General features: G+C 71.4%; 14 protein-coding genes. 9 read left to right on the forward strand and 5 right to left on the reverse strand.

Annotated features, from left to right (window positions below):
- Window positions 1–7: 7 nt before the first annotated feature.
- From JNW91_RS06205 to JNW91_RS06215, 3 genes are all read left to right on the forward strand, one after another.
- Window positions 8–817: an SDR family NAD(P)-dependent oxidoreductase gene (locus tag JNW91_RS06205; RefSeq protein ID WP_203173959.1), complete on the forward strand. Its 810-nt coding sequence runs from the start codon at window positions 8–10 to the stop codon at window positions 815–817.
- Window positions 818–985: 168 nt separating this feature from the next.
- The gene (gene pyrE / locus JNW91_RS06210; RefSeq protein ID WP_203173960.1) at window positions 986–1,525 is read left to right on the forward strand and encodes an orotate phosphoribosyltransferase; all 540 of its coding nucleotides are present in this window, start codon (window positions 986–988) and stop codon (window positions 1,523–1,525) included.
- Between the two features lie 57 nt (window positions 1,526–1,582).
- Window positions 1,583–1,960: an ArsR/SmtB family transcription factor gene (locus JNW91_RS06215; protein WP_030332125.1), complete on the forward strand. Its 378-nt coding sequence runs from the start codon at window positions 1,583–1,585 to the stop codon at window positions 1,958–1,960.
- Between the two features lie 169 nt (window positions 1,961–2,129).
- On the opposite strand, the gene JNW91_RS06220 is transcribed toward JNW91_RS06215, so the two are convergent.
- Entirely contained in the window at window positions 2,130–2,951 is an 822-nt protein-coding gene (locus JNW91_RS06220; RefSeq protein ID WP_203173961.1) for a DedA family protein, read from the reverse strand.
- Window positions 2,952–3,117: 166 nt separating this feature from the next.
- Window positions 3,118–3,330, reverse strand: a complete 213-nt coding sequence (locus JNW91_RS06225; RefSeq protein WP_203173962.1) for a hypothetical protein — start codon at window positions 3,328–3,330, stop codon at window positions 3,118–3,120.
- Between the two features lie 124 nt (window positions 3,331–3,454).
- Here JNW91_RS06225 and JNW91_RS06230 point away from each other — a divergent pair, with 124 nt between their 5' ends.
- Together JNW91_RS06230 and fbaA are read left to right on the forward strand one after the other, a co-directional pair.
- Window positions 3,455–3,838, forward strand: coding sequence for a phage holin family protein (locus JNW91_RS06230; protein ID WP_203173963.1), 384 nt, complete (start codon window positions 3,455–3,457; stop codon window positions 3,836–3,838).
- A 136-nt stretch (window positions 3,839–3,974) separates the two neighbouring features.
- The gene (gene fbaA, locus JNW91_RS06235) at window positions 3,975–5,000 is read left to right on the forward strand and encodes a class II fructose-bisphosphate aldolase (protein ID WP_203173964.1); all 1,026 of its coding nucleotides are present in this window, start codon (window positions 3,975–3,977) and stop codon (window positions 4,998–5,000) included.
- Window positions 5,001–5,049: 49 nt separating this feature from the next.
- Here the strand turns inward: fbaA and JNW91_RS06240 are convergent, their stop codons facing one another.
- Window positions 5,050–6,243, reverse strand: coding sequence for an LOG family protein (locus JNW91_RS06240; RefSeq protein ID WP_203173965.1), 1,194 nt, complete (start codon window positions 6,241–6,243; stop codon window positions 5,050–5,052).
- A 248-nt stretch (window positions 6,244–6,491) separates the two neighbouring features.
- Here JNW91_RS06240 and JNW91_RS06245 point away from each other — a divergent pair, with 248 nt between their 5' ends.
- On the forward strand, window positions 6,492–6,920 hold the full coding sequence (locus tag JNW91_RS06245; RefSeq protein ID WP_203173966.1) for a DUF3151 domain-containing protein: 429 nt from the start codon (window positions 6,492–6,494) through the stop codon (window positions 6,918–6,920).
- Between the two features lie 52 nt (window positions 6,921–6,972).
- Here JNW91_RS06245 and JNW91_RS06250 read toward each other — a convergent pair whose 3' ends face one another.
- Window positions 6,973–9,252, reverse strand: a complete 2,280-nt coding sequence (locus JNW91_RS06250; RefSeq protein ID WP_203173967.1) for a MinD/ParA family ATP-binding protein — start codon at window positions 9,250–9,252, stop codon at window positions 6,973–6,975.
- 68 nt (window positions 9,253–9,320) lie between these two features.
- Entirely contained in the window at window positions 9,321–10,355 is a 1,035-nt protein-coding gene (locus JNW91_RS06255; protein WP_203173968.1) for a diacylglycerol kinase family protein, read from the reverse strand.
- 124 nt (window positions 10,356–10,479) lie between these two features.
- Here JNW91_RS06255 and JNW91_RS06260 point away from each other — a divergent pair, with 124 nt between their 5' ends.
- The 3 genes from JNW91_RS06260 to purD all read left to right on the forward strand — a co-directional run bounded on the left by JNW91_RS06260 (window position 10,480) and on the right by purD (window position 14,235).
- The gene (locus JNW91_RS06260; protein ID WP_203173969.1) at window positions 10,480–11,769 is read left to right on the forward strand and encodes an adenylosuccinate synthase; all 1,290 of its coding nucleotides are present in this window, start codon (window positions 10,480–10,482) and stop codon (window positions 11,767–11,769) included.
- A gap of 264 nt (window positions 11,770–12,033) precedes the next feature.
- Window positions 12,034–12,867 carry a hypothetical protein gene (locus JNW91_RS06265; RefSeq protein WP_309244257.1) on the forward strand — a complete coding sequence of 278 codons (834 nt, stop codon included), beginning with the start codon at window positions 12,034–12,036 and terminating at the stop codon, window positions 12,865–12,867.
- 117 nt (window positions 12,868–12,984) lie between these two features.
- Complete coding sequence (gene purD / locus JNW91_RS06270; protein ID WP_203173970.1) at window positions 12,985–14,235, forward strand: phosphoribosylamine--glycine ligase; 1,251 nt, start codon at window positions 12,985–12,987, stop codon at window positions 14,233–14,235.
- Window positions 14,236–14,251: the final 16 nt, after the last annotated feature.

A 14,251-nucleotide genomic window follows, 5' to 3' on the forward strand; every position in this document is an offset into this window, starting at 1 on the left:
ACCGCCCGTGACGCTCGACCCCTCCACCGCCGAGCGACGGGCCCTGGTCACCGGCGCCACCGCGGGCATCGGTGCGGCGTTCGCCCGACGGCTCGCCACCGACGGCTGGCACCTGGTGTTGGTCGCCCGCGACGCGGGCCGGCTGACCGAGCTGGCCGACGAGTTGGGATCCCGGCACGGCCGGGAGGTCGAGACGCTCTCGGCGGACCTGTCCACCGACGACGGCTGCGATGCCGTCGAGCAGCGCCTCAGCAGTGGTAGCCCGGTGCATCTGCTGGTCAACAACGCCGGCATCAGCCTGAACAAACCGTTCCTCCGTTCCACGGCGGAGGACGAGGCGCGTCTGCTGCGGCTCAACGTGCACGCGGTCATGCGGCTGACCCTCGCGGCGCTGCGGCGAATGACCGAACGGCGTGATGGGGCAGTGATAAATGTCTCTTCGGTCGCGGGATTCGGCGCGGTGATGCCGGGGTCGACCTACTCGGCCAGCAAGGCGTGGGTCACCAACTTCAGTGAGTCCGTAGGCCAGTCGGCGCGGCCGTTCGGCGTTCGGGTGATGGCACTCTGCCCCGGCTACACCCGCACCGAATTCCACCAGCGGGCCGGCATCAACATGTCGAAGACACCTGAGTGGATGTGGCTGAAAGCCGAGGATGTGGTCGACGAAGCGCTGCGTGACCTGGGCAAAGGCAAGTTGGTCAGCATTCCGGCGTGGAAGTACAAGGTGGCCGTCGCCGGTCTGCGGCACGCGCCGCGCCGGCTGCTCCAGGCGGTCGCCCGGGACACACGCGGCCGGATCGGTCGCGACGAGCGCTGAGCCTCCACGGCCGTTCAGCCCTCGGGTGGCGTCGCCGCCACGTTGGCGCGCCGCAACCGGGCCGGTCGCTGAGCGTAGTCGAACATCGCCAGTCATCGGTCCCTCACCGGGCTGATCGGGGTGGGCCGTTCACACGGCATCCAGACTTGCGCAGTAACCTCTATCGCCATGGGGGACCACGACGACCTGCGTAAATTCATTACCGACCTGGCTGTGGTCCACGGACGGGTCGTGCTGTCCTCGGGGCGCGAGGCAGACTGGTACGTCGATCTGCGACGTGTCACGCTCCATCACCAGGCTGCTCCGTTGGTCGGTCGGGTGTTGCTCGACCTCACCGCCGACTGGGAGTACGACGCCGTCGGCGGGCTCACCCTGGGCGCGGACCCTGTCGCGCTCTCGATGCTGCACGCCGCCGCTCCGACCGGCCGCGCTCTGGACGCCTTTGTAGTGCGCAAGGCGGGCAAGGCGCACGGTCTGCAGCGGCGGATCGAGGGACCGGAGGTGGCCGGCCGCCGGGTGTTGGCGGTGGAGGACACGTCGACGACTGGCGGAAGTGTGTTGACCGCGGTCGAGGCGCTTCGTGAGGCCGAAGCCGAAGTCGTTGGCGTGGCGGTTATTGTTGATCGAGGTGCCGGCGACGCGGTGCGAGCCGCCGGATTGCCATACCGGGCGGCCTATACGTTGGCTGACCTCGGCCTTGTGGCGTAAAAATTTGCCGATTCGGATCTGCTGATATGCAGGCGGATCGATGCTGCTGGTGGAAGGATGGAATACGTGGGAACTGCGTTGGCCGAAATGACTATGCCTCAGATCTCGCCGCTTAACGGCGAGCCGATCGAACGTGCCGATGCCGAGCGTCTCGCGGGGGTCCTCAAGGCCCTTGCCGATCCTGCTCGGCTGCGGCTGCTCAGCCTGATCCAGTCGGCCCCCGAGGGCGAGGCGTGCGTCTGTGACCTGACCGCGCCGCTCGGCCTCTCCCAGCCGACGGTCAGTCACCACCTGCGCATCCTCACCGAGGCTGGCTTGCTGCAGCGGGAGAAGCGCGGTGTCTGGGCGTACTACAGCCTGGTTCCGAGTGCGATCGCGACGATCGCGGACCTGCTGACCCCGCCGCGTAAGCGGGCCACCAAGAAGGCTCGCTGACCTAGGCGCTGCGCACCGTCCCACTCCGGGGCGGTGTCCGGTGGCGAGCCAGGGGTGGCGCCACCGGTCGCTGACACCTGCTCGTCCCCGGCCGCACCGCCGGAGGCCGGGTCCGACATGCCGACGGCCGACCCCCGCACCAGGGGGCCGGCCGTCGTCGTACCCGAGGTCAGCGCTCCTGGCCGTGCTCCGGGCGCCGCCGGTCGTGCGGGTGCTCGTCGTGGTCGAACGCCTCGCGGACCGCTTCAACCGCGCCTGCGGCGCTGGCCGCCGCGACCACGGCAACGGCCTCGCCGCGCTTGCGGGCCCGCCGGTCACGCAGGAACTCGAAGAAGATCGGCAGCACCGAGATCACGATGATCAGGGCCACCACCGGCAGGATGTAGTGGTCGATCTTGTCCCCGATGGCCTGGTAGATCTGCTCGGCCAGCAGGTAGCCGATCAGCAGGATGCCGTCCACCCAGAGCACCGCGCCGACGATGTTCCAGATCAGGAACTGCCGGGCCGGCATACCCAGCGCACCGGCGACCGGGTTGAGGAAGGTGCGGACGATCGGGATGAAGCGCGCCAGCACCACGGCCTTCGCCGGGCCGAACTTCTGGAAGTAGTACTCCGCCTTCTCCACGTACTCCTTCTTGAAGAGCCGGGAGTTCGGTCGCTCGAACATCGGCCGCCCGTAGCGCGAACCGAGCCAGTGCCCCAACTGTGCGCCGACGACCGCGCAGATCGGCCCACCGATCAGCAGGCCAGCGAGGGAGAGCCGGGTGCCGTCGCCGAAGATGGCGTCCGCCACCGGCGAGGCAGCCACCCCGGCGAGGAACAGCAGCGAGTCCCCCGGGAAGAAGAAGCCCACCAGCAGGCCGGTCTCGGCGAAGAGGATCACCCAGACGCCGATCAGCCCGAAGGTCTGCAACAGCTCCTTGGGATCGAGCGGGTTGAGGGCGACGCTCTCCGTGAGAGCGCGGGTCTTCTCAGCTGTGTCCACGGCCACAAAGGGTACCGAAGCCCGGGTGCCGCACCGCGCCGGACCGGCCCCGCGCCACCCGCTTGCGCGCAACCCACGACGGCGGTAACGCACGGCGCGGGGCGGGCATTTGGGTCAGGCGACGAAGCGGGGTGGTTCGGCGTCGGGCGAGCAGGTGGCCGCCCGCGGCGGCTCAGCGGTAGTCGTCCTCGTCCCCGGTGACCACCCTGGCCTGCTCCATCGCGTCCCACTCGTCGACCTCCAGGCCGCGGTGCGGCTCGCTGTCGACGTCGGCGGGGCCGACCACCGCGGCCTGCTCGACCGCGTCGGCCGGCTCCGCCTCGGGGTCACGTTCGTCCGCGGCGAGGTGGTCGCCGGGGGTGAAGTCCTCGTCGGGCTGACCCATCGTCCCTCCCGGGGGTCTCGGTGCACGGTTCCCACCCACCGTACGGGCTGTGCCGGTGTGACGCCCGGAAGCCGAGTCGGCGGAATCTCCCCTCGGGGGTGCGCCCCGGTGCCAGGATGGGGCCGTGGGCTTCCTCATCCGACTGGCGATCACCGCGGTCGCGTTGTGGATAACCACGCTGATCGTGCCCGGGGTCGACGTGCAGGGCCGCTCGGGTGGCAACACCGTACTCACGCTGATCGTGGTCGCCCTGATCTTCGGTGTGATCAACGCCGTGCTCAAGCCCGTGATCAAGGTCGTCGGCTGCGTCTTCTACCTGCTGACCCTGGGCCTGTTCGCGCTTGTGGTCAACGCGCTGCTCTTCCTGCTCACCGACCGGATCGCCCGCGGGCTGGACCTTCCGTTCCAGGTGGACGGTTTCTGGCCGGCGTTCTGGGGAGCGATCGTGATGACCGTCGTCACCTGGCTGATCAGCGTCATCGTGCCGGACAACCTGGACCGGCGGTGAACGGCTGGCACCCGGGTCGGTTGTTCCGGCGCACCTCACCTACGGGATACTTCCGGGCGGAGGACAGCGCGGTCCGGCGCACAAGTGAACAACAGCGGCCAGCACGGCCGAGAGTGGTAAGTAAGGAGCGTTCAACATGCCCATCGCTTCCCCCGAGGCTTACGCGGAGATGCTGGACCGCGCCAAGGCTGGCCGGTACGCGTACCCCGCGATCAACGTGACCTCCTCCCAGACGCTGAACGCGGCGCTCAAGGGCTTCGCCGACGCGGAGAGCGACGGCATCATCCAGGTCTCCACCGGTGGCGCCGAGTACCTCTCCGGTCCCTCGATCAAGGACATGGTCACCGGCGCGGTCGCGTTCGCCGCGTACGCGCACGAGGTGGCCAAGAAGTACCCGGTCAACATCGCGCTGCACACCGACCACTGCCCGAAGGACAAGCTGGACGGGTTCGTGCGGCCGCTGATGGGCATCTCGCAGGAGCGGGTGAAGCGCGGCGAGCAGCCGCTGTACCAGTCGCACATGTGGGACGGCTCGGCCGTGCCGGTCGCCGAGAACCTGCAGATCGCCTCCCAGCTGCTCGACGAGGCCGCCAAGGGCAAGATCGTCCTTGAGATCGAGGTCGGCGTCGTCGGCGGCGAGGAGGACGGCGTCGAGAACGCCATCAACGACAAGCTCTACACCACCACCGAGGACGGCCTGGCCATGGTCGAGGCGCTCGGCCTCGGCGAGAAGGGCCGCTACATGGCGGCGCTGACCTTCGGCAACGTGCACGGCGTCTACAAGCCGGGCAACGTCAAGCTGCGCCCGGAGATCCTCAACCAGATCCAGGAGGCGGTCGGCGCCAAGTACGGCAAGGACAAGCCGCTCAGCCTGGTCTTCCACGGCGGCTCCGGCTCCCTGCTGAGCGAGATCCGCGAGGCTCTGGACTACGGCGTGGTGAAGATGAACATCGACACCGACACCCAGTACGCCTTCACCCGGCCCGTCGCGGACCACATGCTCCGCAACTACGACGGCGTGCTGAAGATCGACGGCGAGGTCGGCAACAAGAAGCAGTACGACCCGCGGGCCTGGGGCAAGGCCGCCGAGGCCGGCCTGGCCGCCCGGGTCGTCAAGGCGTGCGAGGACCTGCGCTCCACCGGCACCACGATGTCCAAGTAACAACGCTCCACCGACGGCCGGCTCTCCCTCGGGGAGCCGGCCGTCGCCGTCAGGTCGTCAGCAGGCGGACGGCCTCGCGCACGTCGTCGGTGAGGTGGATCGACGCCGACAGGTCGCCGAACGGCGACGCGGCCAGCAGCGGGCGCAACAACGACTCCACCGGCAGCTCGGTGGTCCAGTACCCGCGGTCCAGGAAGATGTACGCGCCGCTGGCCCCGTCGGTGCCGTAGTAGGTCTTGGTGGCCGCCTGGAACACCTCCTGCACCGTGCCCGCCCGGCCGGGGGCGAAGACGATGCCGCCCCGGGCGAGCCGCAGGATGGTGTCCTCCCGGATCGCGTTCGAGAAGTACTTGGCGATCCGGCCGGCGAACAGGTTCGCCGGCTCGTGCCCGTACAGCCAGGTCGGGATGGCCAGTCCACCGGCCCGCGCCCAACCCGCGTCGGTGCCGCGCTGCCGGGGCACGCCCGCGTACCGCTGCCGGACCGCCAACGCCGCGGCCGTGTACCGGTGGTGGTCGGTGAAGTCGGGCGCCGCGGCCAGCAGGTCGATCGCCGCCGTCAGCTCCGCCGCCGGCTGGTCCGCCAGGTACGCGCCGAGGTTCGCCGCCTCCATCACCCCGGGCCCGCCGCCGGTCACCACCAGCCGGTCGGCCCGCGCCAGCTCCCAACCCAGCACGGCCGCCATCCGGTACGCCGGACTGCCGCGCCGCACCGCGTGCCCGCCCATGATGCCCACCACCGACTGCGGCCCGTACGCGGCCAGCCAGGCCCTGGTGGCGTCGCCCAACGCGTTGTCCACGCCGTGATCGTGCAGCCGCTGGCCGAGCGCCTCCTTGACGTCCGGCAGCGCGCCGCCGTGCGCACGGTAGTGCTCGTACACCCGGGTGTCGTACATCCCGGCGAACCCGCCTTCGGTGAACCCGGCGGCCAACTCCTCCGGGGTGTAGAGGTGCGTCGGCTGGGTCGGGTACGGCAGCCCGGAGAACGGCGGCACCACGTTCGCGCCGCGCCGGACCAGGTCCGCGCCGACGTCGCGGGAGGCGAAGCGGCAGCCCACGAAGAGGGTGCCCGCGACCTCGACGCCGGTCAGGTCGGGCAACGGGTCGAGGTCGAGGCGCAGCCCCTGCACGGTCAGGCCGGTCAGCCGGCCGGTGGCCAACTGCCGGTCGAACTCGTCGCGGGTCTGGATCTCGTCGGTGTGCAGGTGCGGCTCGATGACGTCCGCGGGAGGTGGGGTCGGCACCCGGCAATCCTGCCCGTCCACGGGGACCGGCCAAACCCCGGGCCGGGGGGGCAACGACAGGAGCCCGGTGGCCACGACCACCGGGCTCCTGCGTAACCGGGTCCTGGGGAGGCTCCGGACCATTAGTTGTAGCGGAAAATATCTGGCGGCGGCATAGGCCGCAGGCGTGAGCGAACCCTCAGCCGTTCAGCGGAACGTGTCGTCCGACCCGCTCGCGTGTCGCCCTGTCCAGCGGGTTGAATAAGGCGATGCAGAACCTTTTGCCAGAGCCACCGGCCACCCTCCTGCCCGCGCACGACGAGGCTGACGCCGCCCTGGCCGCCGCCGAGGAGGCCGGCACCGACGAGGCGTTCACCGAGGTCGCGGCCCGTTTCCCGACCTACAGCGCGGCCTGGGCTGCGCTCGCGGCGCGGGCGTTCGCGCAGGGTCAGGTGGTGACGGGGTACGCGTACGCGCGCACCGGCTACCACCGCGGCCTGGACCAGCTGCGCCGCAGCGGCTGGAAGGGGCACGGCCCGGTGCCGTGGTCGCACGAGCCGAACCGGGGCTTCCTGCGCTGCCTGTACGTCCTGTCCCGGGCCGCCGACGAGATCGGCGAGGCCGACGAGGCGGCCCGTTGCGCCCAGTTCCTGCGCGACTGCGACCCGTCGGCGGCGGACGCGCTGGCCAGCAACTGAGCCTCGCACCGACGGCCGGCCCGGCATCCACCGCGGGCCGGCCGTCGGCGGGTCACAACCCTTCGGCGACCGCGGCGGCGATCTTCAACCAGGCGTCCCGGGTGGCCGAGGAAAGACCCCCGTACCGGATCGGCTCGCCGCTGTCGATGAGCCGCTCGTACGGGGCAAGCAGCACCGCCCGCGTACGGGCCGCGAAGTGCTCCTGGATCGCCGGCAGGTCGATCTCCTTGCGGGACGGCGGCATCGACACCACGGTCACCGCCTGCCGGACCAGCCGCTGCCGGCCGCTCTGCTCCAGGTGGTCGAGCATCCGGGCGGCGGTCTCCGCCGAGTCGTTACGGGCGGACATGGTGACCACCAGTTGGTCGGTGGCGTCCATCGAGGCCTGCCAGTTCTGCGCCCGGACGTTGTTGCCGGTGTCCACGAAGATCAACTTGTAGAACCGGCTGACCACCTCACGGATCTCGGCGAACGCGGCCGCCGTGAGCATCTCGCCCCCGGTGGCCGACTCGTCCGAGGCGAGCACGTCGAACATCCCCTCGCCCTGCGAGCGGACGTACTGCGACAGGTCACCGACCCGCCCGTGCGCACCCTGGAACTGCCCGAGGTCGCGCAGCATGTCCCGCACGGTGCGGGAGTGAAAGTCCTGCTGGGCCCGCATCCCCAGGGTGCCCTGGGTCTCGTTGTTGTCCCAGGCCAGCACGTAACCGCCGCGCTTCTGACCGAACGTCATCGCGAGCAGCAGGATGGCCACCGTCTTACCGGCACCGCCCTTCGGGTTGACCACGGTCACCTGCCGCAGCCCACCGAAGTTGCGGCGCACCATCTCGATGTCCCGCTTGAGCTCCTGCTCGTGCCGTCCCGGAGCGAGCCGGAGCAGACCCATCTTGTTGACCACGGCGCGTACGCCCATGGTCGCCACCGGTTCGGGCGGCCGGACCTGCCGGCGCCGGGCGAAGTCCTCGGCGGTCGGCGCGGCGGCGCTCTCCGGTGCCCAGGCGGCGTCCGGATAGCCGGCCGCCGGCCCCCGGGTCACCCCGTCAGCTTCCTGGTACTGCTGCGGCGGCGGTGGTGGAGCTCCTGGTGTTCCCTGCTGCCACGGCGGCGGATACCAGCCCGGCGACGGCGGGAACGGCCCCGGCGGAGGGGTCGCCGGGCCACCACCCTGCTGCGGCACGGCCTCACCCTGCGGCGGGTCACCGAACTGCGACGGGTCCGGTGGCGGCGGCAGCGGAACCTGGCCGGGGATCGCCGGGGAATACGTCTGGCCGGCGTACGTCTGCCCCCCGCCGGCCTGCGGGACGGCCGATCCGCCGGACAGTGGCGGCGGCACGCTGGGAGGGGCGGGGACCGAGGGCGTCGGGGTGGCCGCCTCGTCGGAAGCCGCCTCGGGCGTGCTGGCCGGCCGCTGCGGCGGATACGCCCAGGGTGACTCGGTGGTCGGCCGCGCCGCTCCGACGGCGGGCCCGTCCTCCCCGGCGCCACCCTGCGGTGGCACCGGTGCGGTCGCTGCGGCTGCGGCGGCCGTCGCCGGCCCGGTCGCTGACGTTGGCCCCGCCGTCGTCGTTGGCCCGGTGGTCGTCGTTGGCCCGGTCGCTGTCGTTGGCCCGGTGGTCGTCGTTGGTCCGGCCGCTGTCGTGCCACCTGCCGTCGGGCCCGACGGGCCCGCCGAAGCGGGGGCAGCTGCGGCGTCCGGGTTGTCGACGTTCGGGCTGTCCGTGCGTGGGCTGCCGCCTGTGCCGGGGCTGTCCGCGTGCGCGGCGGACGCCGCCGGGCGGTCCAGCGAGAACGGCAGGTCCAGGTCGACGCCGCCCGACCCGATCGGAGGGACGGGAGCGGCCGAGCCCGAGTTCCCGTCCGCCGTCGCCGAGCCGGGGACGGTGCCCGCTGCCCCGGCTGTGCTGGCCGTGCCGGCCGCCGCGCCGTTCGGCGGAACGGTTGGCGCGGCCGGTTCGGCCGGCGGAGGCCAGCTCGGCTGCGCCGGGGCCCAGCCCGACGCCGTGCCGGACGGACCGTTGACCCCCCACCCGCCGGGCGTCGGTACCGCACCGGTGAGCGACGGGTAGTCCGACGGCGACGGTGGAGGCAGCGCCGGGGCCCCGGGCTGCCCGGGAACCGGCGGGCGGCCGATCGGTGGCGCGGCCACCGGTGGCGTCACCGGCGACTGCGCGGCCGACGGCGGCGTACCCCGCTGCTCGACGACCGACGCCCACGGCGGCACCACGCCACCCGCGCCCGGATCGGCTGGATCCGGTGGCCAGAGTGGTTCGATGTCCCGCTCCGGCACCGGCTGCTGGCCGGGCTTCCGCGCCCGGTCGGCGTTCTCGTCCATTACGGCCCTCCCCAGTCCTCCTGCGAGGATAGGCGCACCGGCCGACCGGGGCCGATGACGCAGCCGGGTCAGATCGACCAGACCGCCCAGGCGCCCGGTTCGATCCACCAGGACCGCTTCCGGGTCAGCTCCCCCTCCACACCATCGTCGAGGTAGGGCACCTTCCCCTCCCTGGGCAGCACCGACACGGCCCGCCCGCGAGCCCGGCGCACCTCCAGGCGTACCCGCCTGCGACCCAACGCCGAGCGGACGACCACCGGCACGGCCACCGCGACCTCGACCTGGCCGTCGGCCGGGTCCGGCGCGGCCAGCAGCGTCACGTCGTCGAGCGTCGCGTACCCGCCGGCGTTGCCGATCGCGCAGGCCAGCAGTGGTTCGTCACCGTTGGTGAGGATGGCGTCGTCCACCTCCACCCGGGCTCGCCAGTGCAGCGGCCGGCCGGCGTCGTCGGCGGCGCCGAGCAGGGCGCCGTCCAGGGTCACCGAGCCACCATCGTTGCGCAGCAGATCCAGCCGGCGCGGCGTGCCGTCCAGCACCGCGGTGGCCACCGCAGCCGGGTCGCGCGGCAACCCGAGCTGCGCCGCCAGGTCCCGGTGGGTGCCACCGCGCGCCGCGTCGAGCGGAAGTACGGCCACCGGCGGCAGGTCGGGCAGGGTCCGGTCACCGGGCAGGTCAGCCGGGCGGCGACTCGGCGCTGGCGCGTACCGCCGGACCAGCCGGCGCAGCACGGCGCGCAACTGCCCGTCGCTGGCCGTGGCGACGACCAGCCGGGTCTTGCTGTCCGGGTCGGGCCAGGTCAGGCCGTCCGGGCGGGCCGGACCGTCGAACAGCGCCAACACCTCGTCGATCTCCGCGTCCGACCGGGCGGTGACCGTCTGCACCCGGGCGCCCCGGGCGTTCAGCGCGTCGGCGCAGGCCAGCACGGGAACCCGGGGCCGATCGGTGACGCAATGCTCACCGTCGGTGGCCGTCGGGTCGGTTGCGGCGTCGGTCGCCGGGCCGGTCTCGTTCCCGGTCGCGCCGCCGCAGCAGGCTCCGCCGCTCCCGCAGCCCCCGGGAGCGTCCCGCTCCGAACCGAGGGTGAGCAGCACCACGTCGTACACGGAAGGAGCCTCCTGCCTATCGCCGCGACCCCTGCCGGCCGCGCCGTCACTACTTGTTAACCTGACACCCCGGGCTCGCCAACCGGTCGCCACCTGGCACCCGAGCCTTCTGGAGGCGGAAAAGATGCCAGCGATCGTGCTCATCGGCGCTCAGTGGGGCGACGAGGGCAAGGGCAAGGTTACCGACCTGCTGGGTGAGCGGGTCGACTACGTCGTGCGCTACTCCGGCGGCAACAACGCCGGGCACACGGTGATCACCCCGGACGGCCAGAAGTACGCGCTGCACCTCATGCCCTCCGGCGCGCTGTCACCGAGCGCGATGATCGTCATCGGCAACGGCGTGGTGGTCGACCCGAAGGTGCTGCTCGCCGAGATCGACGGTCTCGCCGAGCGGGGCGTCGACGTGTCCCGGCTGCGGATCTCCGGTGACGCACACCTCATCATGCCGCACCACCGTGCACTGGACCGGGTGGTCGAGCGGTACCTCGGCTCGTCCCGGATCGGCACCACCGGCCGCGGCATCGGCCCGGCGTACGGCGACAAGGTCGCCCGGATGGGCATCCGGCTTCAGGACCTGCTCGACCCGGGCATCCTGCGTAAGAAGCTGGAACTCGCGCTGCGCGAGAAGAACCAGATGCTGTTCAAGGTCTACAACCGCAAGGCGATCGACCTTGAGGCCACCGTCGAGGAGTACCTGGCGTACGCGGAGCGGCTCAAGCCGTACATCGCGGAGACCCGGGTCATGCTCTGGGACGCCCTGGACCGCGGCGAGACGGTGCTCCTGGAGGGCGCCCAGGCCACCATGCTGGACATGGACCACGGCACGTACCCCTTCGTGACCTCGTCCAACCCGACCGCAGGTGGCGCCTGCGTGGGCGCCGGCATCCCGCCCACCGCGATCAGCAAGGTCATCGCGGTCAGCAAGGCGTACACCACCCGGGTCGGCTCCGGGCCGTTCCCGACCGAGTTGTTCGACGAGAACGGCGCGCACCTGCGCAAGATCGGCGCGGAGTACGGCACCACCACCGGCCGGGAGCGCCGCTGCGGGTGGTTCGACGCGGTCGTCGCCCGGTACGCCTGCCGCCTCAACGGCGTCACCGACCTGGTCATCACCAAGCTGGACGTGCTCACCGGGCTGGCCAAGGTGCCGATCTGCGTCGGCTACGAAATCAACGGTGAGCGGTTCGACGACATGCCGATGAGCCAGACGGACTTCCACCACGCCACGCCCATCTACGAGGAGCTCGACGGGTGGTGGGAGGACATCACCAAGGCCCGCACCGCCGATGAGCTGCCGGAGAACGCCCGCCGCTACATCGCCCGCATCGAGGAACTCTGCAAGACCAAGGTGAGCGTCGTAGGCGTAGGCCCCGGCCGAGACGAAAACGTCCTCCGACACCCCCTCCTCCCCTAACCCCCACCCCATCCGAGTCCTGTTGATCATGAAGTTATTGCCAATTGCTGCGGCGTGTCTTGGCAATAACTTCATGATCAACGCTGTTTGGCCGGCGCGTTATCCACAGGGTTCCCACGGTTGTCCACAGGGGTGTGTTTCGGGCTTTTGAGTGAGCCAGGGTGGCTGGATGGCTCCCTTGGACGTAGTACGGCGGATCGCGGCCGCGCGGGACGGAATTGTCACACTTGGGCAGGCGCGAGCTGCGGCCTGACCACGCATGAGGTGCAGCGGTTCTGTCGGGCCGGCCGCTGGCGTGCGGTGGCGCGGGGCAGCTATCTGGTGGACGCCGACCTTTACGACGGTTTACCTCGACGGGCGCAGATCAGGGCAGCGGTCGCCTCGTTCGGCCCCGCGGCTGCGGCCGTCCTCGCGACGGCGGCGGAGCTGCACGGCATAGCCGGTGTGCGAGCGACCGAGCTGATCCATCTGTCGGTGCCGGGCCAAGTCGCCAGGCCGGCCCGGCTCGCCCATCCGGAGGTGGTGGTCCATCAGTTGGTCGTTCCGCCCGAGCACCTCGTTCGGGTTGGTGGAATCAGCGCCACCGGGCCGCTACGAACCCTTGCTGACCTCAGCCTGCGCGTTGACCGCTATTCGGCGGTGAGCGTGCTGGACTCCGCGTTGAACCGCCGGCTGGTGACCGCTGATGACCTGCTCTTCGTCCCACGTCTCATTCGCGGGCGTCGCGGTGCGGTCGCGGCCCGCGGCTATCTTGCTGAGGCGGATGGGCGGGCGCAGTCGCCGCTCGAGACGCGTGCCCGGCTCCGTTGTGTCGACGGTGGGGTACCGCCTGATGTGCTGCAACTGGAGGTCCGCGATCTCGACGGTTACCTGCTGGGTATCGGTGACCTCGGTTGGCGGATTCACCGGGTCATCGCCGAGGCGGACGGTCGGGGCCCGCATGGTGTTCCCGAAGCCGCCTTCGCCGACCGACGCCGGCAGAATCGGCTGGTCAATGCCGGCTGGACCGTCCTCCGCTTCACCTGGTCGGACACTCTGCGCCCCGACTACATCCCGTGGACCGTCCGTCAGGCAATCGCCGCTGCACGACCCCGCTAACCCGCCACCCCCTGCCGCCCTCGTTGACCATGAAGTTGTTGTCACGACACGCCGACACGGCGGGCAATAACTTCATGATCAACTAGGGCGGCAGGCGGGACAGTAGGATGCGGGGTCGTGCGGGTTCTCTTGGTGGGTGGTGGCGGGCGGGAGCATGCTCTCGCGCTCGGGTTGGTGGCTGATCCGGCTGTTTCGGCGCTCGTTGCCGCGCCCGGTAACCCGGGGATCGCCTCGGTGGCTGAGCTGCGGACGGTGACCGCGACCGATCCGGCCGCGGTGGCGGCGCTGGCCGTGGAGACCGCAGCTGACCTGGTGGTGATCGGACCGGAGGCGCCCCTGGTCGCCGGGGTCGCCGACGCGGTACGCGCCAAGGGCATCGCCGTGTTCGGCCCGTCGGCCGAGGCCGCCCGGCTGGAGGGGTCCAAGGCATTCGCCAAGGACGTGATGACCGCCGCGAACGTGCCGACGGCGCGGGCGTACGTCTGCACGGACGAGGAGAGCACCGCTCGGGCGCTCGACGAGTTCGGCGCGCCGTACGTGGTGAAGGACGACGGGCTCGCGGCCGGCAAGGGCGTGGTGGTGACCGATGACCGGTCCGCCGCGTTGGCGCACGCCGCGGAGTGTGGCCGGGTCGTGGTCGAGGAGTTCCTCGACGGCCCGGAGGTCAGCCTTTTCGTGGTCACCGATGGCGAGGCGGCGCTGCCGCTGCTGCCCGCACAGGACTTCAAGCGGGTCGGCGATGGGGACACCGGCCCGAACACCGGCGGCATGGGTGCGTACGCGCCGCTGCCGTGGGCTCCGCCGGGCCTGGTCGACGAGGTGATGCGCGACGTCGTCCACCCGACCCTGGCCGAGTTGCGTCGCCGTGGCGCCCCGTTCGCGGGTCTGCTCTACGTCGGTCTGGCGATGACCGCCGCCGGTCCTCGGGTGATCGAGTTCAATGCGCGTTTCGGTGACCCGGAGACCCAGGTGGTGCTCGCGCTGCTGGAGACTCCGCTGGGTGGGCTGTTGCACGCGGCGGCCACCGGCACGTTGGCCGAGCATCCGCCGCTGCGCTGGCGGGACGGCGCCGCGGTCACCGTGGTGCTCGCGGCGCAGGGCTACCCGGCCGCGCCGCGTACCGGCGACGTGATCACCGGCGCGGACCGTCCGGGCATCATCCACGCCGGCACCGCCCTGCGGGCCGGCGACGGCGCGTTGGTGTCCGCCGGCGGCCGGGTCCTCTGCGGTACGGCCACCGGCGTCGACCTGGCCGCGGCGCGGGATGCCGCGTACGCGCTGGTGGACGGGGTGGAGCTGGCTGGCTCGCAGCACCGTACCGATATCGCCGCCGCTGCGGTCGAGGGCCGGATCACGATCCCTGGCTGAGAGTCGGGCCGGCGCC

The sequence above is a fragment of the Micromonospora parastrephiae genome (assembly GCF_016802865.1).
Lineage (GTDB): Bacteria > Actinomycetota > Actinomycetes > Mycobacteriales > Micromonosporaceae > Micromonospora > Micromonospora parastrephiae.